General features: G+C 44.1%; 28 protein-coding genes and 1 riboswitch. Of the genes, 22 read left to right on the top strand and 6 right to left on the bottom strand.

What is annotated here, in order from left to right:
- Positions 1 to 4 precede the first annotated feature (4 nt).
- The 16 genes from CUU64_RS01340 (at position 5) to CUU64_RS01265 (ending at position 14,540) form a co-directional block, all read left to right on the top strand.
- Positions 5 to 1,048, top strand: coding sequence for a 2,5-dihydroxypyridine 5,6-dioxygenase NicX family protein (locus CUU64_RS01340; protein ID WP_101631474.1), 1,044 nt, complete (start codon positions 5 to 7; stop codon positions 1,046 to 1,048).
- Positions 1,049 to 1,193: 145 nt separating this feature from the next.
- Positions 1,194 to 1,376: riboswitch (cobalamin riboswitch) on the top strand.
- Positions 1,377 to 1,559: 183 nt separating this feature from the next.
- Positions 1,560 to 2,528, top strand: coding sequence for an ABC transporter substrate-binding protein (locus CUU64_RS01335; protein ID WP_101631473.1), 969 nt, complete (start codon positions 1,560 to 1,562; stop codon positions 2,526 to 2,528).
- On the top strand, positions 2,491 to 3,549 hold the full coding sequence (locus tag CUU64_RS01330) for a FecCD family ABC transporter permease (RefSeq protein ID WP_101631472.1): 1,059 nt from the start codon (positions 2,491 to 2,493) through the stop codon (positions 3,547 to 3,549). The genes CUU64_RS01335 and CUU64_RS01330 overlap by 38 nt, the downstream gene beginning before the upstream one ends.
- Positions 3,546 to 5,024, top strand: coding sequence for an adenosylcobinamide amidohydrolase (locus CUU64_RS01325; RefSeq protein ID WP_101631471.1), 1,479 nt, complete (start codon positions 3,546 to 3,548; stop codon positions 5,022 to 5,024). Before CUU64_RS01330 ends, CUU64_RS01325 begins: the two co-directional genes overlap by 4 nt.
- Positions 5,024 to 5,989 carry an adenosylcobinamide-phosphate synthase CbiB gene (cbiB, locus tag CUU64_RS01320; RefSeq protein WP_101631568.1) on the top strand — a complete coding sequence of 322 codons (966 nt, stop codon included), beginning with the start codon at positions 5,024 to 5,026 and terminating at the stop codon, positions 5,987 to 5,989. Before CUU64_RS01325 ends, cbiB begins: the two co-directional genes overlap by 1 nt.
- Positions 5,964 to 7,085: a threonine-phosphate decarboxylase CobD gene (cobD, locus tag CUU64_RS01315; RefSeq protein ID WP_101631470.1), complete on the top strand. Its 1,122-nt coding sequence runs from the start codon at positions 5,964 to 5,966 to the stop codon at positions 7,083 to 7,085. Before cbiB ends, cobD begins: the two co-directional genes overlap by 26 nt.
- Complete coding sequence (locus CUU64_RS01310; RefSeq protein ID WP_257985349.1) at positions 7,046 to 7,630, top strand: bifunctional adenosylcobinamide kinase/adenosylcobinamide-phosphate guanylyltransferase; 585 nt, start codon at positions 7,046 to 7,048, stop codon at positions 7,628 to 7,630. The genes cobD and CUU64_RS01310 overlap by 40 nt, the downstream gene beginning before the upstream one ends.
- Positions 7,627 to 9,141 carry a cobyric acid synthase gene (locus CUU64_RS01305; RefSeq protein ID WP_101631469.1) on the top strand — a complete coding sequence of 505 codons (1,515 nt, stop codon included), beginning with the start codon at positions 7,627 to 7,629 and terminating at the stop codon, positions 9,139 to 9,141. The genes CUU64_RS01310 and CUU64_RS01305 overlap by 4 nt, the downstream gene beginning before the upstream one ends.
- Positions 9,138 to 9,923 carry an adenosylcobinamide-GDP ribazoletransferase gene (cobS, locus tag CUU64_RS01300; protein WP_180954420.1) on the top strand — a complete coding sequence of 262 codons (786 nt, stop codon included), beginning with the start codon at positions 9,138 to 9,140 and terminating at the stop codon, positions 9,921 to 9,923. Before CUU64_RS01305 ends, cobS begins: the two co-directional genes overlap by 4 nt.
- Positions 9,881 to 10,525 (top strand): histidine phosphatase family protein, encoded by a 645-nt coding sequence (locus CUU64_RS01295; protein ID WP_101631468.1) that lies wholly within the window; start codon positions 9,881 to 9,883, stop codon positions 10,523 to 10,525. The genes cobS and CUU64_RS01295 overlap by 43 nt, the downstream gene beginning before the upstream one ends.
- Positions 10,450 to 10,890, top strand: coding sequence for a bifunctional adenosylcobinamide kinase/adenosylcobinamide-phosphate guanylyltransferase (locus CUU64_RS01290; RefSeq protein WP_101631467.1), 441 nt, complete (start codon positions 10,450 to 10,452; stop codon positions 10,888 to 10,890). Before CUU64_RS01295 ends, CUU64_RS01290 begins: the two co-directional genes overlap by 76 nt.
- Positions 10,891 to 10,902: 12 nt before the next feature.
- Complete coding sequence (locus CUU64_RS01285) at positions 10,903 to 11,484, top strand: cob(I)yrinic acid a,c-diamide adenosyltransferase (protein WP_101631466.1); 582 nt, start codon at positions 10,903 to 10,905, stop codon at positions 11,482 to 11,484.
- 4 nt (positions 11,485 to 11,488) lie between these two features.
- A complete protein-coding gene (locus CUU64_RS01280) occupies positions 11,489 to 11,983 on the top strand; it encodes an ECF transporter S component (RefSeq protein WP_101631465.1) in 495 nt (164 codons plus the stop codon).
- A 71-nt stretch (positions 11,984 to 12,054) separates the two neighbouring features.
- A complete protein-coding gene (locus CUU64_RS01275) occupies positions 12,055 to 12,687 on the top strand; it encodes an ATP-binding protein (protein WP_257985348.1) in 633 nt (210 codons plus the stop codon).
- Positions 12,688 to 12,746: 59 nt separating this feature from the next.
- Positions 12,747 to 13,226, top strand: a complete 480-nt coding sequence (gene ybaK, locus CUU64_RS01270) for a Cys-tRNA(Pro) deacylase (protein ID WP_101631463.1) — start codon at positions 12,747 to 12,749, stop codon at positions 13,224 to 13,226.
- A 210-nt stretch (positions 13,227 to 13,436) separates the two neighbouring features.
- Entirely contained in the window at positions 13,437 to 14,540 is a 1,104-nt protein-coding gene (locus CUU64_RS01265; protein WP_101631462.1) for a PRK06851 family protein, read from the top strand.
- A 102-nt stretch (positions 14,541 to 14,642) separates the two neighbouring features.
- On the opposite strand, the gene CUU64_RS01260 is transcribed toward CUU64_RS01265, so the two are convergent.
- Positions 14,643 to 15,620, bottom strand: coding sequence for an aldo/keto reductase (locus CUU64_RS01260; protein ID WP_101631461.1), 978 nt, complete (start codon positions 15,618 to 15,620; stop codon positions 14,643 to 14,645).
- Between the two features lie 269 nt (positions 15,621 to 15,889).
- Here CUU64_RS01260 and CUU64_RS01255 point away from each other — a divergent pair, with 269 nt between their 5' ends.
- The gene (locus CUU64_RS01255; RefSeq protein WP_101631460.1) at positions 15,890 to 16,762 is read left to right on the top strand and encodes a Cof-type HAD-IIB family hydrolase; all 873 of its coding nucleotides are present in this window, start codon (positions 15,890 to 15,892) and stop codon (positions 16,760 to 16,762) included.
- A gap of 67 nt (positions 16,763 to 16,829) precedes the next feature.
- Entirely contained in the window at positions 16,830 to 17,918 is a 1,089-nt protein-coding gene (locus tag CUU64_RS01250; RefSeq protein WP_101631459.1) for a PQQ-dependent sugar dehydrogenase, read from the top strand.
- Positions 17,919 to 18,075: 157 nt separating this feature from the next.
- Here CUU64_RS01250 and bshB2 read toward each other — a convergent pair whose 3' ends face one another.
- The 3 genes from bshB2 to pdxK form a co-directional block, all read right to left on the bottom strand.
- Positions 18,076 to 18,750: a bacillithiol biosynthesis deacetylase BshB2 gene (gene bshB2, locus CUU64_RS01245; RefSeq protein WP_101631458.1), complete on the bottom strand. Its 675-nt coding sequence runs from the start codon at positions 18,748 to 18,750 to the stop codon at positions 18,076 to 18,078.
- A 19-nt stretch (positions 18,751 to 18,769) separates the two neighbouring features.
- Positions 18,770 to 19,117 (bottom strand): YojF family protein, encoded by a 348-nt coding sequence (locus tag CUU64_RS01240; RefSeq protein WP_101631457.1) that lies wholly within the window; start codon positions 19,115 to 19,117, stop codon positions 18,770 to 18,772.
- Between the two features lie 249 nt (positions 19,118 to 19,366).
- On the bottom strand, positions 19,367 to 20,209 hold the full coding sequence (pdxK, locus tag CUU64_RS01235; protein WP_101631456.1) for a pyridoxine/pyridoxal/pyridoxamine kinase: 843 nt from the start codon (positions 20,207 to 20,209) through the stop codon (positions 19,367 to 19,369).
- Between the two features lie 233 nt (positions 20,210 to 20,442).
- On the opposite strand from pdxK, the gene mobA reads away from it, so the two are divergent.
- The 4 genes from mobA (at position 20,443) to CUU64_RS01215 (ending at position 22,884) form a co-directional block, all read left to right on the top strand.
- Complete coding sequence (gene mobA, locus CUU64_RS01230; RefSeq protein ID WP_101631455.1) at positions 20,443 to 21,060, top strand: molybdenum cofactor guanylyltransferase; 618 nt, start codon at positions 20,443 to 20,445, stop codon at positions 21,058 to 21,060.
- A gap of 85 nt (positions 21,061 to 21,145) precedes the next feature.
- Complete coding sequence (locus CUU64_RS01225) at positions 21,146 to 21,610, top strand: molybdenum cofactor biosynthesis protein MoaE (protein ID WP_101631454.1); 465 nt, start codon at positions 21,146 to 21,148, stop codon at positions 21,608 to 21,610.
- Entirely contained in the window at positions 21,603 to 21,836 is a 234-nt protein-coding gene (gene moaD / locus CUU64_RS01220) for a molybdopterin converting factor subunit 1 (RefSeq protein ID WP_101631453.1), read from the top strand. Before CUU64_RS01225 ends, moaD begins: the two co-directional genes overlap by 8 nt.
- A gap of 28 nt (positions 21,837 to 21,864) precedes the next feature.
- Positions 21,865 to 22,884, top strand: coding sequence for a thiazole biosynthesis adenylyltransferase ThiF (locus CUU64_RS01215; RefSeq protein ID WP_101631452.1), 1,020 nt, complete (start codon positions 21,865 to 21,867; stop codon positions 22,882 to 22,884).
- A 68-nt stretch (positions 22,885 to 22,952) separates the two neighbouring features.
- On the opposite strand, the gene CUU64_RS01210 is transcribed toward CUU64_RS01215, so the two are convergent.
- Entirely contained in the window at positions 22,953 to 23,312 is a 360-nt protein-coding gene (locus tag CUU64_RS01210) for a hypothetical protein (RefSeq protein WP_101631451.1), read from the bottom strand.
- A gap of 115 nt (positions 23,313 to 23,427) precedes the next feature.
- A complete protein-coding gene (locus tag CUU64_RS01205; protein WP_101631450.1) occupies positions 23,428 to 23,763 on the bottom strand; it encodes a YflT domain-containing protein in 336 nt (111 codons plus the stop codon).
- Between the last annotated feature and the right edge of the window lie 42 nt (positions 23,764 to 23,805).

Here is a 23,805-nt window from a genome sequence, read left to right as displayed (position 1 = left end):
TATAATGAGCGCTGTATTTGAAGAAATGGTTGCCTTATTTAAAAAGGAACTTGAGCTATGTCAGTTAAAACCTTCTGAAACAATGGCTGTATTAACATCCGGGGAAGTAAGAGCGGATTATGCAAAAGCCTTTTTGCAGGCTGCATCCGAAATTGGGGCAAATACTTTCGAATTGAAATTGCCTGAAGTAAGAGGCGCTCAAGGATCTTTTGGTATTACTCCTTTAACAGATAACAGAGTGGCTGTGGAATGCTTGAAAAAGGCAGACCTGGTCATCGATTTAGTACTCCTCCTGTTTTCAAAGGAACAATTGGAACTTCAAGATGCAGGAGTAAGAATTCTGTTAGTGGTAGAGCCTTTCGATGTCATTAAGAGAATGTTTCCAAAAGAAAGTGACAAGGAAAGGGTCCTTTATGCAACCGAGCTTCTAAAAAATGCAAAGGAACTACGAGTAACAAACAAAGCAGGCACGGATGTCACATATCAGTTGGGTCAATACCCAATTCTCACAGAGTACGGTTTTGCTGATGAGCCTGGAAGATGGGACCACTTGCCGAGCTGTTTTTCGGCAGCCACTTCCAACGACGGTGGAGTTGACGGAGTGGTGGTAATGGATAGAGGGGATATTTTCTTCCCGTTTAACCGGTATTTGCAAGATCCGATCACTTTAACTATTAAGGACGGTTATGTAACGAATATCGAAGGCGGTTTTGACGCCATGCTGATGAAGGAGTATATTGAGAGCTTTAATGATCCAAGAGCTTATGCAATATCCCACATTGGTTGGGGACTTAACGAGAGGGCGCAATGGCATAGCCTAGCATTTGACGACAAGGTGTTTGGAATGGATGGCCGTGCCTTTTATGGAAACGTACTATTCTCTCTGGGACCTAACTCTGAATTAGGCGGAAACAATGACACGCCTTGCCATCTTGATTTACCAATGAAAAATTGTACGTTATACCTTGATGGGAAGTTGATTGTTAAAGACGGTGACATCGTGATTGATGAGATGAAACCTGTTAAGACTGAGAGCTTAAGTGTATAAAATTTATTTTATGAATCTTAAACCCTGATTCGGTCGCGAACTCAGGGTTTTTTAGGTGTACCGGCATTGGTGTAATAAAAAGCCGCAAATTGTTATTATTTCATTTTTATTTAGTGTATAATCATTCATAACGGAAAAATTTTCATACATAGAAACGGAACTGGGTGTCTTACCAAAAGACTTAATAGGGAAGTTGGTGTAATTCCAACGCGGTCCCGCCACTGTAAATGGGAGTAAACGGCTAATTGCCACTGTATTTGATAAATACGGGAAGGCGCCGTACACGATGACCATAAGCCAGGAGACCTGCCTGTATCCGTACACCAGTAAACCTACGAGGATGGGGAGGTGTGTGGCAGCTTTACTGTAACAAGGGATGGACTGGCCATACACAATCTCCAATCATCATTGGAGATTTTTTTGCTTCAAAGGGACTGATTTCTATGATGATAAACTTTTTCATGTTACCGCTTTTATAACAGTCACAATACTTACATGGAGGATTTATTGGATGAAAAAGTTTTACTCCTTATTTGTTTTATTATTGGTTGCAGCAGGCATTTTAACTGGATGTGGCGGCAATAACGAGGGCAAAGACGCGAATAACCAGGATAAGCCGAAAACAGAGCAAAGTAAACAAGCTGGTTTCCCTGTAACAATCAAAGATGCTACAGGTGAAGAGGTCACGATCGATAAGAAGCCTGAAAAAATCGTGTCTGTCATTCCAAGTAACACGGAAATTGCTTTTAGTTTAGGATTGGATAAAGAAATTGTTGGTGTATCTGATTTCGATAATTATCCGGAAGCCGCAACAAAAAAAGAAAAAATCGGCGGCCTTGAATTTAATGTGGAGAAAATCATCTCCTTAAAGCCTGACCTTGTGCTGGCGCATGGTTCAAATGTAGATTCAATGAAAGACGGGCTGCAACAAATAACTGATGCCGGCATTAAGGTACTGGTTGTTAATAACGCACAGAACTTCCAGCAGGTATATGATTCTATTGAAATGATCGGTAAAGCAACAGGAAAGACAGAGGATGCAAAAAATGTAATTTCGGATATGAAGGCAAAAATGGATGGCATTAAAGCGGAAGCTGCACAAATTCCAGAAGCTGACAGAAAGACTGCCTATATCGAAGTTTCACCAGCTCCAGAGATCTATACAACTGGAAAGAATACATTTATGGATGAAATGCTCCAGGTTATCAATGCAAAGAATGCGGCTGGAGACCAGGAAGGCTGGGTCAAGATCGATCAGGAAGCGATCATAAAAACGAATCCTGACGTGATTATTTCGTTATACGGGCCAAACTCTACTGAGCAAATCCTATCCAGAAAAGGATGGGAACAAGTAGGCGCCGTAAAAAATAAGAAGGTGTATGAAGTGAACACCGATATTGTAAGCCGTTCAGGCCCAAGGCTTGCTGAAGGAGTAGAAGAACTTGCAAGAGCGATATACCCTGACACATTTAAAAAATAATAAATGGCTAGCCTATTTCTTGGCAGTCCTTCTCCTAATTTGTGCCATGGTAATTGGGATTTCAATCGGAACAGTCTCTGTTCCGATTTCCTATATATGCAAGATTATTTTTAGGGAGGTCCTTCATTTCCCGCTTGGGCAAACAGTTGACCCTATGTATACCAACATTGTCATGAACATACGTTTACCAAGGGTCATTTTGGCTGGCCTTATCGGAGCTTCATTAGCGATTGCGGGGGCAGCTTTTCAAGGATTGTTAAGGAACCCGCTCGCTGACCCGTATACACTTGGTGTTTCATCGGGAGCATCGGTTGGGGCGGTGGTAACGTTGTTTTTTCATCTTTCATTGCCCGGCATTGGGCTGTATACTCTGCCTCTCTTAAGCATAGTGGCTGCATTCGCTACAATTTTTTTAGTCCTTCTTTTCGCAAGAAAGATCGACCGTTCCATGAAGGTGGAAACCATTATTCTAACCGGGATTGTTTTCAGTTCTTTTTTAGGTGCCCTGATTTCCTTGATGATTGCAATGACTGGTGATGAATTACGGCAGATTATTGGATGGCTTCTAGGCAGTGTGTCGATGAGAGGCTGGGAGTATATCAAAATCATGCTGCCATTCTTTATCCTTGGATCCTTGCTGCTTTTATTCAGCGCCCGCGAATTAAACGCAATGTCTTTTGGAGAAGAGCAGGCCCAGCACTTGGGGGTGGACGTACAAAAAAGAAAGCTACTGGTACTAGCTTCAGCATCCATTTTGACGGGTGCCGCAGTTGCGATTTCAGGCACCATCGGTTTCGTTGGATTAGTCATTCCCCACCTGGTGAGATTAGTGTGGGGGCCAGACCATAAACACCTTCTTCCCCTGTCTATCTTGACGGGAGCAGCTTTTTTGATCCTGGCAGACTTAGTCTCGAGGACAGTTATATCACCTGCTGAATTACCAATCGGAGTGATTACCGCCATTGTAGGTGCTCCAGTTTTCGCGGTGATTTTAATTCAAAAACGGGGTGCGCGCCGATGACGGAACTATTGAAAATAAAAAACATAACCGGTGGCTATAGCGGGGAAACAGTTGTGGACCGTGTTTCCTTTGAAGTAAAAAAGGGAGAGTTGTTTGGCGTATTAGGACCAAATGGAAGCGGCAAAACAACCCTGCTGAAGATGATAAGCGGCGTCAAGCCATTTGAACAGGGGGAAATATCCTTCAAAGGCAAGAGAATAGAGGAATACTCCGCTAGAGACTTGGCAAAGACAATCGCTGTGCTTCCTCAGCATTCCACCCAGGCGTTTTCCTATACAGTGAAGGAAACTGTTACCCTCGGCCGTTACGCACATCAAAGAAGCTGGCTCCAAAGCTGGAATGCCAGAGATGAAGAAATGGTACAAACGGCAATGAAGCAAACAGGAATCGCTTCTTTCGCAGATCACCATCTGGATGAGCTTTCGGGCGGGGAAAGACAGCGCGTGTTCCTCGCCCAGGCACTCGCCCAGGAGCCTGAGATATTGCTGCTGGATGAACCCACCAACCATCTCGATCTTTCCTTTCAAAAGGAACTGCTTGACCAATTAAAACACTGGTCTGTGGAACGGCAATTAACTGTGGTTTCTATCTTTCATGACCTAAATTTGGCAGGCCTTTTTTGCGACCGGTTACTGTTGCTTGAAGAAGGAAGAATCAACCGGATCGGTACCCCGCTTGAAGTCCTGCAGCAAGAAAGAATCGAATCCGTTTATCAAACGAACATTAAGAGACTTACCCATCCTGCCGTTCCTAAACCACAAATGGTGCTTATGCCGGAGGATACGGACCCTGTTGGTAAAAAAATCGTCATCAATGAGAACTTTCTAAAAGTCACCGACCATTTTATACAGGTCCAAACTCCTATTCTTTTAAAAACGTTGTCGTCTGGGATAACCGGGTCGGGATTTGGCTGGCACCATACCTTTATTAACAGGCATGTGGACCACAACTATGATTGCACGAACCATATTGAAGAAATGACGGAGTATCTCAAAGCAAATGGTTTTATTCCTGAGGAAACAGTAGGGATGATGACGGCAGTGAACGTGAAGGATGCCGCTTGCCAATTTTATGAGGAAGACGGTATACAGGTTTTTATTGTCGTCACAGCAGGCACCGGAAATGCCGTCGATGTTACGAGTAGTAAGAGAACCAGTTATAAGCCAGCTCCTGGGACGATTAACGCATGGGTATTTATCGCGGGGCTTCTGTCAGAAACAGCTTTTGTCCAAAGCATGATTACTGCAACGGAAGCAAAAGTGAAAGCGTTGTTCGATATGGGTGTTAAGGATCCAGTTACCGGCACATTGGCAACAGGGACTTCTACCGACAGTTTATTGATTGCTTCATCCCAACGGGGCGAAAGCGTTCAATATGCAGGGTCCATTACTCCATTGGGACAGCTTATCGGTAAAGGGATTTACGAATGTGTAAGAAACAGCCTTGAAAACTACAAGAGCAGGTATCGCGTATGATTCTACTCTATCACTTAGCAGCCGCAACCCTAGCCTATATTGTGGATTTTGTCGTGGGGGATCCTAAGAACTGGCCGCATCCAGTGAGATGGATGGGTACATTGATTGCGGCTTTGGATAAAAAGTGGAATAAAGGGAGCCATAAAAAACTCAAGGGTATGCTCATGACAGCGACCGTGATATTGACAGTGATCCTTATTTCAACTGTAACAGTGTATGGGGCATACTTCTTACATCCAGTTGCAGGTGTGATATGGGAAGCCATTTTGATCGCGTCCACTTTTGCCCAAAAGAGCTTAAAGGAAGCAGCAATGGAGGTTTACGATCCTTTACGTAAAGGAGATTTAGGTGAAGCTCGGTTAAAGCTTTCGTATATAGTCGGACGAGACACGGAACATTTAGACGAAGCGGAAATCGTCAGAGGTACGGTAGAAACAGTCGCTGAAAACACTAGTGATGGTGTGACCGCCCCGCTTTTTTGGGGAACAGTAGCGGGAGCGCCTCTTGCAATTGCATACAGGGCCATCAACACATGTGATTCAATGGTCGGCTATCGAAACGAGATATATAGGGATTTTGGCTGGGCCTCGGCAAGGCTCGATGATCTGGTCAACTGGATACCAAGCAGACTTACAGCGTTGGTCATGCTGTTCAGCATGAAACCAAAAGCAAGCAGCGTTAAGGCCTGTTGGCAAATCACTCTGCGTGACGCGCCTAAGCACCCTAGCCCAAACAGTGGTTGGTGTGAAGCTGCCACAGCTGCCATTCTGGGGGTTCAACTCGGCGGCATAAATTATTACAAAGGGCTTGTTTCTGACAGGGCGAAGATGGGGGAGCCTGTTGTTCCCCTGCAATCCAAACATATCAAACATTCAATCATCTTAATGCAGCGGTCTTCTTTAGTTTTTCTGCTGCTATTATGGTTAGGAGGAATCATTTTTGCTTTTGCCTTCTCATGGTTCTAATTCCCATTATCTGTATGAATCTTTAAAAATTGCAAAACCGTCTTCCATTATTGATTTTAGTGCAAACATTAATCCGCTTGGACCGTCTTCTAACTTAGAGGAAAGGTGGCTGGATTCGTTTCATCTAGTCAAAGATTATCCAGACCCTCAGGCGGAGGGGCTTTTACGGCTGTTAGCTGCAAAGGAGAAGCTTACAACCGACATGATTTTAATTGGAAATGGCGGGGCAGAGCTGATTACGCTTATCGGACGTTTTTTGTCAGGAAAGAAAGTCCTGATTCTCCAACCATCATTTTCCGAATACGAACAAGCATGTATATCTTCGGGCTGTGAGGTGAGCTACCATATCCTGAAGGAGGGGAGCTGGGAGCTAGAGCTCGAGCCGCTGCTCCCCCTGATCGAAAAGGTGGATGCCCTGTTTTTATGTACGCCGAATAATCCTACCGGTGTCTCATTCAAGGAAGAGGCCGTGCTACAACTCTTGGAAGAATGCAAAAGTCGTCAATGCTTAGTAATTATTGACGAAGCATTCCATGACTTCCTTGACCATGACTTTACCTATGCACGGGGGTCAGACCCCCAACACGGTACAGCGATAAAGTATTTTCCTAACTTATTGATTTTGAGGTCGTTGACAAAAATGTATGCGATTCCAGGCTTGAGGCTGGGGTTTTTGATTGGAGACCCTGATATTGTTGGCCAAATTAGTAGATTTCGTCCTCACTGGAGCGTGAATAGTCTTGCTATCATGGCAGGTGAGTTGAGTCTGAGGGACGAAAAACATATAGAGGCAACCAGAAATCTCATCCGGCAAGAGCGGACAAAGTTGATTGGTTTTTTCAAAAAATACGACTTCTCTATATCAGATAGCCAGGTGAATTTTTATTTACTTCGCGACGAGAGGAATCGAGACTCGCTGTCTTTGTTGAAATTTTTAATGGAGAAAGGAATTGTGCCACGGCATACATATAATTTTCCAGGGTTGGATGGAAGATGGCTGAGATTTGCAGTAAAAAACAGCCAGGATAATGAAAGATTGATGGAGGTACTGGAGCAATGGCGCAATCACCCCTCATTTTTGTCTCAGGAGGAGTAAGGAGCGGAAAAAGCAGCTTTGCTGAAAAGCTGGCAATCTCTCACTCAACCAATATCGGTGGACGCCTTATTTATATTGCCTGCGGAAAATCCGGAGACCCGGAAATGAAAGAGCGGATTGCCCGGCATAAAAGTGATAGAGAAACAGGCTTTCACAAATGGTCGACTTTCGAGTATCCAGTCTCCATAGAAAATGCTGTGCCGCATATAGATCCTAAAAGCGTTGTTTTACTAGATTGTTTAACTACCTTGTTGAATAATGAAATGTTTCCCGCTAGGGGAGGATTCGATGAGTGGAAAAGTGATGATTTTTTGGTATCTGTTAAGCGAGCAATCATGAGTGGGATACAGAAAATCAGGGAACAAGCGGCGTGCTTCATCATTGTTAGCAACGAGGTGCTTCACGAACCGATAATAGACCAGGGCGTACCTCGCGCTTATGCAAAAATGATCGGAGGCCTCCATCAGGAAATCGTGTCTAAATCAGACCAGGCGTACTCAATTGAGGCCGGATGTGCGTGGCTCATGAAGGGGGAACTGACATGAAAGGTGTTATGATCCAGGGTACTTGTTCGGATGCTGGAAAAAGCTTTATAACGACCGTGTTTTGCAGGCTACTCGCGAATGAAGGAGTGAAGGTCGCTCCCTTCAAGTCCCAAAACATGTCCAATAATTCATATGTGACTGTGGATGGGTGTGAAATTGGGAGGGCTCAAGGCATACAGTCTGAAGCTGCTAATGCTGAGGCATCCGTTTATATGAACCCAATCTTATTAAAACCAAGATCCGATCATTCCTCAGAAATTGTTCTGTTCGGTAAGTCATACCAGACATTGTCTGGAGTGTCATATCGGGATAGTTTTTATGAAAAAGGGCTGGAGGCTATTAGGCTCTCACTTGCGAAACTAGAGGCAAGCTATGAGGTCTTGGTCCTGGAGGGAGCTGGTTCTCCAGTGGAAATAAATTTAAAAGATCGTGAGCTTGTCAATATGAAGGTAGCCGATCTAGCGGATGTCCCGGTCATTTTGGTTGCTGATATTGAAAGAGGAGGGATTTTTGCCAGCATTATTGGGACGCTGGAGCTGCTTGAGCCCTCAGAGAGAAACCGTGTCAAAGGCATTATCGTCAATAAATTTAGGGGAGATATCCGTCTTTTTAAGGACGGTATTTCCTGGATTGAGCAGAGGACAGGAATTCCTGTGCTAGGGGTGATTCCGTATATCAACGGCCACATGATTGAGGGGGAAGACTCCCTTTCGTTGGCGGACCGGTTCTCGGCAGATAAAAAAGCATCCATTGACCTGGCAATAATAAAGCTGCCTTTTCTATCAAATTATACGGATATGGAACCATTCTTGTATGAAAAAGATGTTACGGTACGATGGGTGGAGGATATGTCAACGTTCGGAAATCCCGATGCTGTCATTATTCCGGGTACCAAAAGCACAATTTCCGACTTGCAGTTTTTAAAGAAAATAGGTTTAGGAGAAAAAGTAAAAGACTATTTTCAAAGTGGAGGAACCGTGATCGGGATTTGCGGTGGGTATCAGATGCTATGTGAAGAATTAATAGACCCGGAAGGTGCAGACACAGGTAAGAAAGGCACCAACGAAGACGGATTAGCTCTAATACCTGCAAAGACGGTTTTTTTAACGAAAAAAAAGACAGTCCGCACAAAAGGCACGTTACACTCCCAAATAGAAATGACAGAGAAAACACAGCTAGAAGGATATGAAATCCATCTCGGCCATTCAACCTGGAATAACGAAAATAAAAAATTGCCTTTTTTAATGCTCGAAACAGGGGAAGAGGATGGGTATTATGCCGAAAAAGGAAGGCTGATCGGCACTTATATGCATCACCTTTTTCATAACGATGAGTGGCGGACAATCTGGTTAAATCGATTGCGTGAAAAGAAGCAATTGCCACCGCAAAACCCCACCTTAATGAAAACGGAAAAATTTAAGAATCTAGATCAGGCTGTAGAAGAAATCAGACCTTTTTTAAAATGGGACCAAGTAAAAGATATCATGGATAGTTGGGGTCGGGAATCATGAAAATATGGACCGGATTTCTGATTAACCTTCAATTTTTTACAGTCGTTCCGGTCAAAAAGCAGCTTCCGATGGAAAAGGTATACATCAAAAGGGCGGTCCAGACCTTTCCTCTTCTGGGTTTACTGCAGGGTGCCTTATACATAACCGTCTTATATGCGATGGTAGAATGGACTCCTTTGTCTCCGCTTGCTATTGCTTTTATTTTGTGGTTACTTACCATCATGATTACAGGCGGCCTTCACATTGATGGCTGGATTGATGCCAGCGATGCTTATTTCTCTTATAGGGACAGGGAAAAGCGGCTGGAAATTATGCAGGATCCGAGGACTGGCGCTTTTGGTGTAATATCTGTGATTGTTCTTTTATCTTGCCGGATGTTTTTTCTATATGAAATCGTTCAACATCTAAAGGATTGGTCCTACAGTCTTATCATCTTAGTTCCGTTTTTAGGGAAAACAGCAATGGGTTTTGTGCTCATGCAAGTGCATTTGGCGAAAAATGAGGGACTGGCTGCCTTTTTTCAGAGCACAGCTGGTAAAGGGAGCACATCTATTTATTATGTTTATCTGGTCCTCGGGATGCTTCCTTTTGTTTTTTATAAACATCCTTCCGTATATGCAGTGTTATTTATCACGTTCATCGTTTCTGTCTTCTTCTTAAAAAGAAAAATTGTCAAATGGTTCGGCGGCATTACAGGAGATGTGGCCGGTGCCTCTGTTGAAGGAGTTGAGATCATCCTGTGGATGGCAATTTGGTTATTACATTATGGCGTCACGGTCTGACTGAAGCCAATGAGAGACAGGCTTATCTGGGCTGGTCCGATTCTCCTTTGACACGTAGAGCCAAAAAACAGCTAATCCCACCCGTTGTTAAACCGGAACTCATCTATACAAGTGATTTGAAGCGATGTAAGGAAACAGCTGGTTTGTTGTTTCCTGAAAAGAAAGCCTTTCAGAAAATGGAATTCAGAGAAATTCACTTTGGTGATTGGGAAGGCAAGACCTACGAGGAGTTGAAGGGTGACCGCCATTACAAGAACTGGATGAATGCCCCGTTTACAGAATCTCCGCCAGGCGGTGAAAGCTTTAAGGAGTTTGGTAAACGGGTAGAAAGAGGCTGGGAACAAGTAAAAGCGGATATATTTTCAAAGGGAATCAGGCAAACTGCTATCGTTACGCATGGTGGAGTGATCAGATACTTATTAAGACAGTATGCCCCGGTTGAAAAAGCATTTTGGGAATGGAATGCCCCTCATGGCGGAGGCTGGACGATGACATTCAAAGAGGAGGATTTGAGGAGGGGAAGGCATTGCACTTTGTTACAGGAGGCGCCTATAACGGCAAATCCAGATGGGTCAGAGAATACTATAAGGCACAAGAGGTAGATCTTGACTTGTGGATCTCCGCCTATGAGTCTGGTTCTTATCATAATGATTGGCATTTTCCAGATTCTGAAGCCATTGTGATAGAAGGAATGGAGCAATTTATAAAAAAGGATTGCTTACATATGGACACTACCACATGCAGGAGCATTTGGAACAGTCGGCTAGAGAATTGGTTGGAATGGGAAAGTGTGGAACCAGATCGCTTATTGATTATTATCGGTTCGGATATAACGAGAGGCATCGTTCCGATCGGGGAAGAGGATAGAACGTGGAGAGATATAACAGGATGGGTTTACCAGGATCTCTCTCTAAAAGCTGACAGGGTCGATCTAATTTGGTACGGTTTAAATAAGCAAATGAAATGAGGGGGAGTTGGGATGAGAATTTATACACGTACAGGGGATAAAGGAAAAACAAGTATTATCGGAGGCAGGGTCGATAAGGATGACGTCAGGGTCGAAGCCTATGGTACCGTTGATGAAATTAATTGTTTTGTCGGCCAGGCGATGCTTGAACTTGACCCATTACTGTTTAAGGATATACTTGAAGATTTGGAGCGCATCCAGCATGAACTGTTCGATTGCGGAGGAGACCTCGCTTCCGTCTCTGCAAAGCGCCCTGTTAAGCTGACTGAAGAAGCAGTATCTCATCTGGAAAGCAGAATCGATTCGTTCATTGAGGAGGCCCCTGAGCTCGAAAGATTCATTTTACCAGGAGGAACGAAACCTGCGGCATCCATTCATATTGCGCGTACTGTAACACGACGGGCAGAGCGGCTTACCGTATCGCTGATGAAAGAGGACGAGTCAGTTTCGCCTGTAGCGCTTCAATTTTTGAACCGGCTTTCCGATTATTTCTTTGCGCTGGCGAGGGTCGTCAATTTTCGGCTTGGTGTCAAGGATGTTGAATATGTGAGAAGCGCGAAGGTATTTCGAAATGGAAAGAGAAAAGGGGATTAATTACATGGCTATAAGAAGGCTCAGCTGGAGCGCCATGTTTATCGCTCTTTCGGCTGTTGGTGCTTTCATAAAAATACCATCGATGATCGGCAGTATCGCGTTGGACAGCTTTCCGGCTCTGCTGGGTGCCGTTTTTTTAGGGCCGGTAACTGGGGCCGTCATTGGAGGAGCGGGACATATCATATCTGCACTTGCAGGGGGAATGCCTCTTGGTACATTTCATTTCCTAATCATGCTTGAAATGGCGGTACTGGCGTGGGGATACGGCAAACTCTGCTTGGCAGGGAAACGGTTTGGCGGAGCCCTGTTTTTTCTGGCAGGAAACGCGGTAGTAGCTCCACTTCCGTTTGCCGTTTTGATCAGTCATGAATTTTATATAGCCATACTCCCGGGAATTCTGGCGGCTACGGTTATTAACCTAGCATTGGCATATGTGCTGGCGCCAAGGCTATTGCCTCTATTTAAAAAGATTTTTCCTAATATTCGGGTGAGTCGATGAGAGACCCGTTGTCTATTCCATTTAATGGCCAATATCTTGTTATAGCTAGCGACAATAGTGGAGGGTTCGGTATGAAGGAACATGATGCAGTGAAAGTTCCTTATGACGTTGTCGGTTATTACTCGTTTAGGGTAGCTGTTATGGAATGTATGGCTTCCGGGGCTGTGCCGGTTTCCGTCATCCTGCAGAACTTTTGCGGTGAAGCGGCGTGGACAGCGTTAAATCAAGGAGTACAGCGAGGGTTGGAGGAATTGGGGTTGGGCCTTCCGGTATCAGGTAGTACGGAAAGCAATATTAATCTCCTCCAATCTGCACTAGGGGTAAATGTAATCGGAATTAGCAGTAGAGAACCTAAACTGCAATCATTGAACCTCGAACAACTGAAATTTGCGGTGATTGGAAAACCCTTGGTTGGGCAGGAGGTTATTGAACAACGAGATTCGATCGCTCCACTTTCGGTGTTTAAATGGTTATGCGGGCAATCCGATATCATAGTGCTTCCAGTCGGTTCCAAAGGAATCCGTTATGAACTCGGGCAGTTAGTACCTGAAATCCAAACAGAATATATCCAATCGAGTCTGGATCTAGATAAGTCTTCCGGGCCATCGACATGCTTCATCATCTCTTATCCGGCAAGCAAGGAAGCGCTGATTAAAAAAATGACCGATCCCTTATTTCAGAGTATTTCGTGGTACGTTACATAGCTTTTGGCTGTGGTCTATATGGTAAAATAGTGGGAAAATACGTTAGAGGTGTAATAGCCATGGCAGCCGGAAAAACGAATGCAATGCGGATTTTGGACGGAAAGCAGATCGATTACAGCACGATAAGCTATGATAATAAAGACGGGAAGATAGATGGGGTCTCGGTGGCAGCGAAAATCGGCCGAGCCCCGGAATCAGTATTTAAAACACTGGTAACCCATGGAACACAAGCTGCCAGTATCTATGTATTTGTTATTCCGGTAGAGGAGGAGCTTGACTTAAAAAAGGCCGCGAAAGCAGCCGGCGAGAAAAAAATAGAAATGCTCCCTGTCAAGGACCTCCAAAAATGGACAGGGTATATTCGCGGAGGATGTTCGCCAATCGGGATGAAAAAGCTTTATCCGACATTTATAGATGCCAGTGCGAGGACTGCCGATACAATCATTGTAAGCGGCGGCAAAATTGGCATTCAAATTGAGCTGAAGCTCGGTGCAATAATAGATGCAACCGAAGCTAGGGTTGCAGAAATAACGAAATAATTTATGGACTTTTTTAGAAAGGCTCTTTTTTTGTGCTTTTAAATTTAGAAACCGCCAATGCGATCCTGACGCCAGACATATACTTCCTTCTCTTTTTAATTAATTTAAGCCTAGCGCCGATTTTCCCAACTAGGCAATCACCCATAAATGACTCAAAGCATAAGCTATTCGGGGAAGGGATACTTAAAGAGCAAAGGGAGTGTGGGCAACGTGAAGGGTAAAATCAAAAATTATTATGCAGGCGGGAATACAGCTCGGGGGTTCTATAGTTTATATGAATCGAATCTTCAGGGGCTTGATAAACTGTTTATTTTAAAAGGCGGTCCAGGTACAGGAAAATCGACGCTTATGAAAAAGGTTGCCCAGGAGTGGGCGGATAAGGGATTTGACATTGAATTGCTCCATTGTTCCTCCGATAATCAATCCATAGACGGGGTCATCATCCCGAAGTTTAAAATCGGCATTGTGGATGGCACGGCACCCCATGTCATTGAACCGAGTGCTCCTGGTGCCATTGAAGAGTACGTAAACTTAGGGGAAGCTTGGGATTCAAGTGTCTTAGCAGGGGAAAAAGAAGCGATTGTCAAGCTTACAAAAGAAATTAGTCGCGCTTTTCAAGCGGCCTACTCTACATTTGCAGAAGCGCTTGCCATTCATGATGAATGGGAAAAGATTTATATCGAAAACATGGATTTTAACAAGGTGAACCAGCTGACAGAAAAGCTAAAAGAATTATTTTTCGGCGAAATATTCCTTAATAAAACTGCGAACGTGTGCCATCGTTTCCTTGGGGCAGCCACACCAAAGGGGGCAGTGGATTTTGTGCCGAATCTCACCGAGGATCTGGCAAAACGCTATTTTATTAAGGGAAGGCCGGGTTCCGGAAAATCCACTATGCTGAAAAAGTTGGCTGCTGCTGCAGAACAACGAGGCTTTGATGTGGAAATCTACCACTGCGGTTTCGACCCAAACAGCCTTGACATGGTGATCGTCCGGGAGATTGGTCTCGCTATCTTTGACAGCACCGCCCCTCATGAATATTTCCCAAACCGGGAAGGCGACGAAATTATCGATATGTATAAAGCTGCGATTACACCTGGCACAGATGAAAAGTATGCTTTGGAAATAAAAGATGTTTCTGGAAGGTACAGAGCGAAAATGAACCAGGCTACATCATATTTAGCGCAGGCTAAAAGCTTGCATGACGAGCTGGAGGCCATTTATATCAAAGCTATGGATTTTGTAAAAATTGAAAAAATCCAGGCAGACATCATGGCAGTCATTGAACAATCGGCAGGAGTTTCTTCGAAATAGGAGTAAGCCGGCAACTGATAAACAGCTTGCCGGCTTCTTATTTTAAAACATGTTCTATGGTCTAGAGTTGACTTTCCCTAGCTGGTGCCGCTGCTCTTCTTATTATGGTAATTTATTTCCACGAGAGCTTACATAAAGGGCATACCATTCTTCTCTGGTCATCAGTTCGGACTGACGAATGGCATCCTGGCAATTCTTAATCCGTTCTACATTTGTTGTACCAATCACGGGTTGTATCTTTGCTGGATGGCGCATTAACCATCCGAGCACGATCGCTTCTTTAGTTGTTTCCTTTTCAGTGGCCATTTTTTCAACTAGCTCTTTTGTTGCGACTTCAGCTTCGGAAGCACCCTCAAGATCTTTACCTGTAAAAATTCCTTTTGCCAATGGCGACCATGCCTGAATTTGGATATCATTTATCATGCTATACTCCTTCAATCCATCGGCAAAATGAGTGGCCATTCCAGCCGGTTGATTTACTGAAACGCCTTGATCAACCCAGTCAAGCTTGTGGAGGCTCATTTCTAACTGATTAACGATGATTGGGAAATCACTATACGTTTGCAATATATTTATTTGCCCCTTATTCATATTGGAAACGCCAAAGTTTCTTACCTTGCCGGACCGATGGAGCTGTTCAAAGGCAGCTGCCACTTCTTCGGGCTCCATTAAAGGGTCAGGACGGTGTAATAAAAGGATGTCCAAGTAGTCGGTTTGCAATCGATTCAATATTCCATCAACAGAGTGCAAAATATGTTCTCTTGAAAAATCATATCTGCCTACTCCATGTTCATCCGCAAATCGAATGCCACACTTGCTCTGGATCACCATATTATCCCTCAAGCCTGGCCGGTCTTTTAGAATCCTGCCAAAGACTTCTTCAGCTTTTCCCTTTGTATAGATATCGGCATGATCAAACATGGTGATTCCTGAAGAAAGGGCAGCATCTATGGCTTGTTCGGCAGCTGAAATTTGTTCATTAGTAATTGGCGTCTTATCCCAACTACCCCCGAATCCCATACATCCCAGAACCAGCCGGCTAGAAGTAATGTTCCGTTTTTCTAAAGGCATGATACGCATAACTTAGACCCTCTTTCTATGTAATTAAATCAAGCAGTATTCTTTGTTTTTCATAGGTATTATATCAGTAGGGCCAAAAATTTGTATTTTTTGGAGTCATAATACTAAAATAATATTTACCGCTACCTAATTTTTTGGGCTATTTTTAAATTAGTGTAGAAGGGAGCCTGAAAGCGAAAGGTTTAGCCCTGCGTCAGGATTGGTTAAATGATGAAAGTCAAAATCGTGGGTTCTTTAAAATACATACAAAGAATTATGAGGTGCTGTGGTTGGTTAAGTTTATTGCGAGTGATATGGATGGAACGCTGTTAAATAAAGAGCAAAAGGTTAGCAAAGAAAATAAGGAAGCAATTGAACGAGCCCAGTCTGAAGGGGTGGAAGTGATCATTGCCACCGGAAGGTCCTATCAGGAGGCGCGGTACGCCCTAGATGAAGCCGAAATAGAATGTCCAGTTATTGGTGTGAATGGCGCAGTTGTATATACTAAGGAAGGAAAAGTTGCGGCATCGAATCCAATCAATCAAGAAACGGCGAAATCAGTCATACAGTATTTAGCTGAAATAGGAATCTATTTTGAAATTTATACAAACGACGGTACTTATACAAAAAATTATGAAAAATCCTTAGGTTCTATCGTAGATATTCTTTTGACGGCAAATCCGGATTTGGATCCCGTGAAGGTAGCTGAGCAAGCGAGAGAACGGATCGCAGTCAGTAATATTAAATCTGTTGAAAGCTATGAAAGGCTTTTTGCTATACCTGGATTGGAAATTTACAAGTTCTTAATTTTCAGCAATCATTATGATCAACTCGGACAAATCGCCAGTTTCTTAAAAGAGAACACCTCGCTTGCAGTAAGTGCATCGGCCCGTGAAAACCTGGAAGTGACAAGCCAGGAGGCGCAGAAAGGAGTCGCGCTGGAAAAGTATGTTCAAGCTAGAGGCGGTTCGCTAAGCGAGACGATGGCAATGGGGGACAATTTCAATGATGTTTCGATGCTTGAGCGTGTAGGCCGGTCGGTTGCTATGGGTAATGCACCTTCAGAAATTAAGGCAATTTGCGACTTCGTGACGGATACGAATGATGAAAATGGCGTGGCCCATGCCATTATTGAGGCGCTGAACGAGAATTCACAAAATTGAGGCGGCTGAAATACAGCTACAAGATATACCCGCATACCGCTTCCATATATAAAAGGGAGTGAGCTTTATGATTAAAAGGTTATTGGTTTTGTCGCTTGCTGTCATTATGGCTGGCGGATGTTCAGGTAATTTAAACAAAGATCAGGACAAAGCCAGCCCCCAGTCAGTGGAAACCACGGGTCAACCCGGTAAGCAGGGACAGGCTGAAGTGCTTTTGAGCAACTTGAAAGTTCCATGGTCCATTGAAAAAAAAGGCGAGACCTTTTATTTATCTGAAAGGACCGGGAGCATTGTTAAATTGGTAAATGGTCAGATGGTACGGGAGAAGGTGAATCTGCAGAAAAGGCTCTCGGCAAACCCTGAGGCTGGTTTCCTTGGATTTGTTTTGTCTCCAATCTTTAAGGAAACAAATGAAGCATTTGCCTATTATACATACGATCAAGACGAAAAGTCATGGAACCGGATTGTTGTACTCAGTTATAAGGGTGGACAATGGACGGAGCAGAAGGTTCTGCTTGATGGCATCCCAAGCGGGCAATACCATCATGGTGGCAGGTTAAAGATCGGGCCTGATAACAAATTATACGCCGCTGCCGGGGATGCCAATGAAGATGAAATTGCGCAGGACATAAGCTCATTAGGTGGAAAAATATTGCGGCTCAACCTGGATGGCAGCATTCCAGAGGATAATCCGTTCCGGAATTCTTATGTTTACTCCCTAGGCCACCGAAACACGCAGGGGCTTGCATGGGATGAAAAGGGGCAGCTATATAGCAGTGAACATGGGCCGTCGGGACATGATGAAATCAATAAAGTCATCGCTGGGCATAATTATGGCTGGCCTTTGATCATCGGGGATGAAAAGAAAAATGATATGGAAAGCCCATTGTTTCATTCAGGCACCAATACATGGGCACCATCAGGAATTGCCTTCCATGAGGGGATTATTTATGCGGCAGCCTTGAGAGGGGAAGCAATCAAAGGGTTTAATCCGGGTAAGAATGAAGAATTTCATGTATTTACAGGTGCCGGGAGAATAAGGGATGTCCTGGTAGATGGGGACTATCTGTATTTCGTGAGCAACAATACTGATGGCCGGGGCAATCCTGCGAAAGACGATGATAAGCTTTACCGGATGCCGCTGTCTTCTCAATAAGTGAAAAATTTAAAAAAGGATGTATATAAAAAAAGTAATGGGCCATACTATAACCACGATGATTTTTCCATAGTAATCCCCCTTTTTATCCGCTTGCTTCCCGCAGGCGGATTTTTTTTGTGGTGCAAAAAGAAAACTCGCCAATCGGCGAGTTTTCTTATGGCTTCGGCCACTTATATGTCCAGAAACGCTCCTTTTCGATCCATGCAAGGATCGCCGGATCCGGGTTTTCTGCATTTTCCGACCAAGAGGCCATCATCGCTTCTGTTTGTGAACGATGTGCCTTCATTGTTGCAATTTTTTTATCTTTTACTGCTGATATATCATTGATAATATTCGGTTCGCCAAGCTCCTGGAGGCTGTTATTGGCAAACGCTACGCAGTGCAGTTTAGGACGTGCATCCGGGGCGATTCGTTCGACAGCACGGACTACTGCCCTGCCCGTTGCTTCATGGTCAGGGTGGACGCTATAACCAGGATAGAAGGTGATGATGAGTGACGGATTCAACTCATCAATAAAAGAAGACATCTTATTTGTCAGTTCTTCGTCATCCTCAAACTCTACGGTTTTATCACGCAAACCGAGCATTCTTAAGTCCTGGATTCCCATTACTTCAGCTGCGTTGAGCAGTTCTTGCCTGCGTATTTTCGGCAGGGATTCCCTTGTTGCGAATGGGGGGTTACCTAAATTCCGGCCCATCTCACCCAATGTTAAACAAACATAGGTGACGGGTGTCCCGCTCTCTACATAGGATGCAATCGTGCCTGAAACCCCAAAAGCCTCATCGTCGGGATGAGGGAAAATCACTAATACATGACGTTCTTTCTCCATATCGGCTCCTGACTCCTTCCTATTCAAAAGGGCTCGCACTGATTTCCATAGCCACCGCGAGTTTTCCGTTAAAATCCAATCCAGCCATCAATAGTCTGCCTTGGTCATCTATTTCAAAGTGGGTGAGGCCTTCACCGTATACCCAGCCGATTTCAAGCTTCAAACCGACACGATAGGGGCCATCCCCCACAATTTTGCCATGTTCATAACGGACCTGGGCATTTCGGATATATGCGCCTGCAGAGAAAAATGATTCATCATTATGGGTAGCGTAAGCGCCATTTGTCGTTTCCAAATGCATATAGACATCGCTTCCCGCAAACGAATCGATCTTCTGTTGAACTTCAGTACGGTCAATAGGTTTCATCAAACTTCCTCCTTTCTAGCGGACGATCAACAATCTATATAATATCTTACTAAAAAGACAAATAAAAAGCGAAGAGTTGAGATTGAATGCCTGCATACATTTTTTGATCGTTTCCGCACATGACTTAAAAAAACTGACCCAAAACAGAAAGCACCCCTCCCAGAGAATTCAGCCGGGGCAACTCGCCCCTTACCAAGATGCCCAATTTTCCGGAAAACTGTCATTGTTTTGAAGTCAGCTTTTTTATTATTATTTTGATGTTTGTTCAGTGGATTCCAGCCGTCCGGCCTCGAACGTACGGTAGGCACCGTGCATGGTTGGACCGACATATTCATTCAATTTCCAGGAATGGCGGATTGCCTCTGTAATGAAATTTTTTGCTGTAAAAATCGCTTCGCGTGCGGGCTTGCCTTTGGCCAATTCCGCTGTAATGGCTGCAGAATATGTACAGCCTGCACCATGAGTATAGGTTGTTTCAATACGCTCTGACTCAAGAATCTCAAATGTTTCCCCATCATATAACAGGTCGATTGCCTGGTCATGCCGAAGCTTGCTGCCGCCTTTAATCAATACATATTTTGCTCCGGATTCGCGGATCTTTACTGCGGCTTCCTTCATATCTTCCACGGTGCGGATAGGCCCGATTCCTGACAGCTGCCAGGCTTCGAATAGATTTGGTGTGACAACGGTAGCGCGCGGAGTAAGAATATCACGAAGCGCAACGGCTGTTTCAGGATGCAGTACCTCGTCTTCCCCTTTACAAACCATTACTGGATCGATCACGACATTCTGTATGCCAAGTTCGTCAATCTTACGAGCTGCAAGTTCGATGATCTCCACAGAACCAAGCATCCCGGTCTTCATGGCATCAATGCCTACTGAAAGAATAGTTTCCAATTGAGCTTCTACTGTTTCAATGGCTTGAGGGTATACATTGTGGGACCAGCCGTTTTTTGGATCCATCGTCACGATGGTGGTCAACGCCGTCATCCCGTAGACGCCAAGCTCCTGGAAGGTTTTAAGGTCGGCTTGAATGCCAGCCCCGCCGCTGGAGTCCGATCCGGCCAGAGTCAATGCTTTTTTCATTGTCATAGTATAACCTCCTAAAGGAATGGTATTTTACTATTTGTAATTTTCTTATTATTGTATTAATCCGTAATCAGCATATAACATTACACCAGCTGATGTAAAACCAAATACATGGGGGAACTGGATTTTAAATATTAACCATCAATAGCGGTTTTCTTGCGAAATAGAAGGGTTACGTGTACAGTAAAAAAACAATGTGAAAATAAAACGAGCATATAAATAGAAAGGTGACTCCAATGGATGTAACGGCATTGCTCCTTGCCGGAGGGAAATCCAGCAGGATGGGCACAAATAAGGCATTGCTTCCGATGTTTGAGAAAACCAGCATTGAGAACATATCCGAAGAATTAAAGAAAGTTGCCAGACAAGTGCTAATAGTGACTAACTCACCCGACCAATATGAATTTCTTGGCCTTCCAATGGTGAAGGACGAATATGAAGGAATGGGGCCGCTTGGAGGTCTGCATGCTGGCCTAACAGCATCTAAGACAGATACCGTCTTCGTTTCAGCCTGTGATATGCCCTTTATTAAAGCAGCAGTAATGGAAGAGATGCTTAGCAAACTGGACGATTACGATGCATTAGTTCCTGAAATTGAGGGCCGGTTACACCCGCTCTTTTCCATATATCGCAAAGCTTGCTTACCATCTCTTATAGACTGTTTGCACGCACGTGAGTTGAAGATGACTCATTTTCTCGACAAAGTGAAAGTTAAAATAATGAAGCATACTGAATTTCAGTTATATGCAAAAAATCACGACCTGTTTTCTCTTCTATTTTATAATATGAATAATCCCGAAGAATACGAAAAGGCAAGGAAACTGGAAACTCATTTCAACACTCAAATATGGTAGGATATGAATTGGGGGGTCAGTCCCCCACTAGTTTAACGCGCTACCGCGGCGGGGGACTGACCCCCCAAAGGAAAGGGTGAAACCATTGAATTTTGAAATCTCAAAGGATCCCATCCAGGTGCAGGATGTTATCGATAAGGTTGTGGCGAGAGAGGCGGGTGCCATTACAACATTTATCGGCACTGTCAGGGAATTTACAAAAGGAAAAAAGACGCTTTTCCTTATATATGAAGCTTATGAATCAATGGCCGTGAAAAAGCTGGAGCAGATCGGCAAAGAAATAGAAGAACGCTGGCCAAACACTAAGATTGCGATTACACATCGTGTCGGCAAGCTGGATATCACCGATGTGGCGGTTGTCATTGCGGTGAGCACGCCGCATCGTAATGATGCTTATGAAGCAAACCGCTATGCTATTGAACGGATCAAGGAAATTGTTCCTATCTGGAAGAAAGAGAATTGGGAAGACGGAGAAAAGTGGATCGGAAACCAGCTGGAGACGGTGAGTTATCCAACGGGAAAGCCTGAAGAGGAGGATTTAAATGGTTAAAGTACTCTTTTTTGCACACTTAAAGGATCAGGCCGGCCAAGAAGAGGTTTCTATAGAAGGAAATGGATTGTCAATTGCTGAGGTAAAAGAAAAGATTGCGGCCGATTTTGGAATAGAAGGTTTAGATTCGGTTATGGCAGCAGTGAATGAAGAATTTGCCGATGACGGAACGATTGTGTCAGAGGGAGATACGGTTGCGTTTATTCCGCCTGTCAGTGGAGGGTAACTACAGCAACCGGATAGGAGAGATGGTCATGAATGAACGCTATTCGCGCCAAACGTTATTTCCTCCGATTGGCGACCGCGGACAAGAAAAAATCCGCAGCAAGCATGTTCTGTTAATAGGTGCTGGTGCACTTGGATCTGCTAATGCAGAGTTCTTGACGAGAGCAGGCATTGGGAAGCTTACGGTTGTGGATCGTGATTATGTGGAAGAAAGCAATTTGCAGCGGCAGCAATTATATACAGAAAAAGATGTTCGAGAAAAGCTTCCAAAAGCTGAAGCCGCTAAAATGCATTGCAATGAAATCAACAGCGAAGTGGAAATTGAAGCGTTAATCATGGATGGTACTGCCCAGTCGCTTGAGCCTCTTTTGGCAGGGGTATCCTTAATCATTGATGCAACCGACAATTTTGAAACGAGGATGGTCATTAATGACCTCTCGCAAAAATACCGGATCCCATGGATTTATGGGGCTTGTGTCGGCAGTGTCGGAATGACCTTCACCATCATCCCGGGAGTAACCCCATGCCTCAATTGCCTGCTAAGATCCATCCCAATCCAGGGGATGACCTGTGATACAGGTGGTATCATTTCCCCGGCCGTGCAGGTCGTCGTTGCTCATCAAGCAGCAGAGGCCTTGAAAATTCTTGTCGAGGATTATGATGCTGTCCGCCAAGGCTTCACGACATTTGATCTTTGGAGGAACCAGTATCAGAGCATGAAAGTGGGAAGAGCAAAGAAACAGGATTGCCTTTCCTGCGGCGACGCCCCGACTTATCCGTTCTTGACACCGGAGAATGCAACCAAGACGACAGTTCTTTGCGGCAGGGACACGGTGCAGGTGCGGCCTCCAAAAATTCGAAGGCTGCAGATGGAAAAACTGGGAAACGACCTCAAGGGAAGTGGCTATATCGTGAAATCCAATCCCTTTCTTTTATCTGTTGAGAAAGAAGGCGAGCGGATGGTCATTTTCCAGGACGGGCGTGCGCTCATCCATGGCACGAAGGATATGGCCCATGCCAAAGCATTGTACCAGCGAATTTTAGGATAGAAATGATACATTACGTAAAAAAGAACCGGCAGCCTTTTGCCCGGTTCTTTTGCCTTCTTATACAGCTTTTAAAATGCGTAATGAAATAATCCATAATACATTGGGCCAATCAAGATCACTAACGATATCGCACTAATCATCTTTTGAACATGAACAGGGATGCCTTCCGTTTCTTCCTGATAGAGCTTATTGAAAAAAACAGTGAAACTAATATCCCATATTAAAGCTCCGATGAATACGGCCTTCCATACAGCCGGTGTAAGAATCTGAGTATCAGTTACATATCCGAACAATCCGATCCAGGTAAAAATAGATATAAAAAAATCGATTTTTTCCAGAAAAGTTTTATACTTTCCTTTGATAAGGAAGCCGATAGTAACGGTCGCCAGCAGTGCTAAGTAAACCGTCCAGAGAAGGTTGCCTTCCATAAAAATATTCCTCTTTCAATTCTGTTTCCCTCATTATAAATTTAAAAGGATGGAAAAGGCATCAGAAATATTTGGAAAAAAGAAGAAGCAGGCCTATTAGGCCCGCCTATAAAATTTAATTGATGTTTGGTTCATTGCTTGCTACAAGTACGACTTTCCCAAGATCCAGTTCCTTTTCATACTGATCAGCTTCTGAATCTGTCAAGCCAAGGGAGCTCATTTTCGAGCGGAGCTCATCACCGCGGGATTTAAACATATTTCCTACTGAATCTAGTAACCCTTGTTCCTTCAATCCAATTTCTCCAGTATCCGTGTTTTCTGTCAGATGCTCTGAACGGTTTTTGTCATGGGCAAATAAATAAATATCATTTTTGTCATAACCGGAAGACATTAATTGATCGATCATTTCCATAGCTTGAACTCCGTTTTGAACTACACGCACTTGATACATAGTAATTCCTCCTTTAATAAAAATACTTGGATCACCCGTGTT

The sequence above is a fragment of the Bacillus sp. V5-8f genome (genome assembly GCF_002863565.1).
In the GTDB taxonomy this organism is placed as follows: domain Bacteria; phylum Bacillota; class Bacilli; order Bacillales; family DSM-1321; genus Peribacillus.
This window is presented reverse-complemented; position numbering and strand designations above follow the sequence as displayed.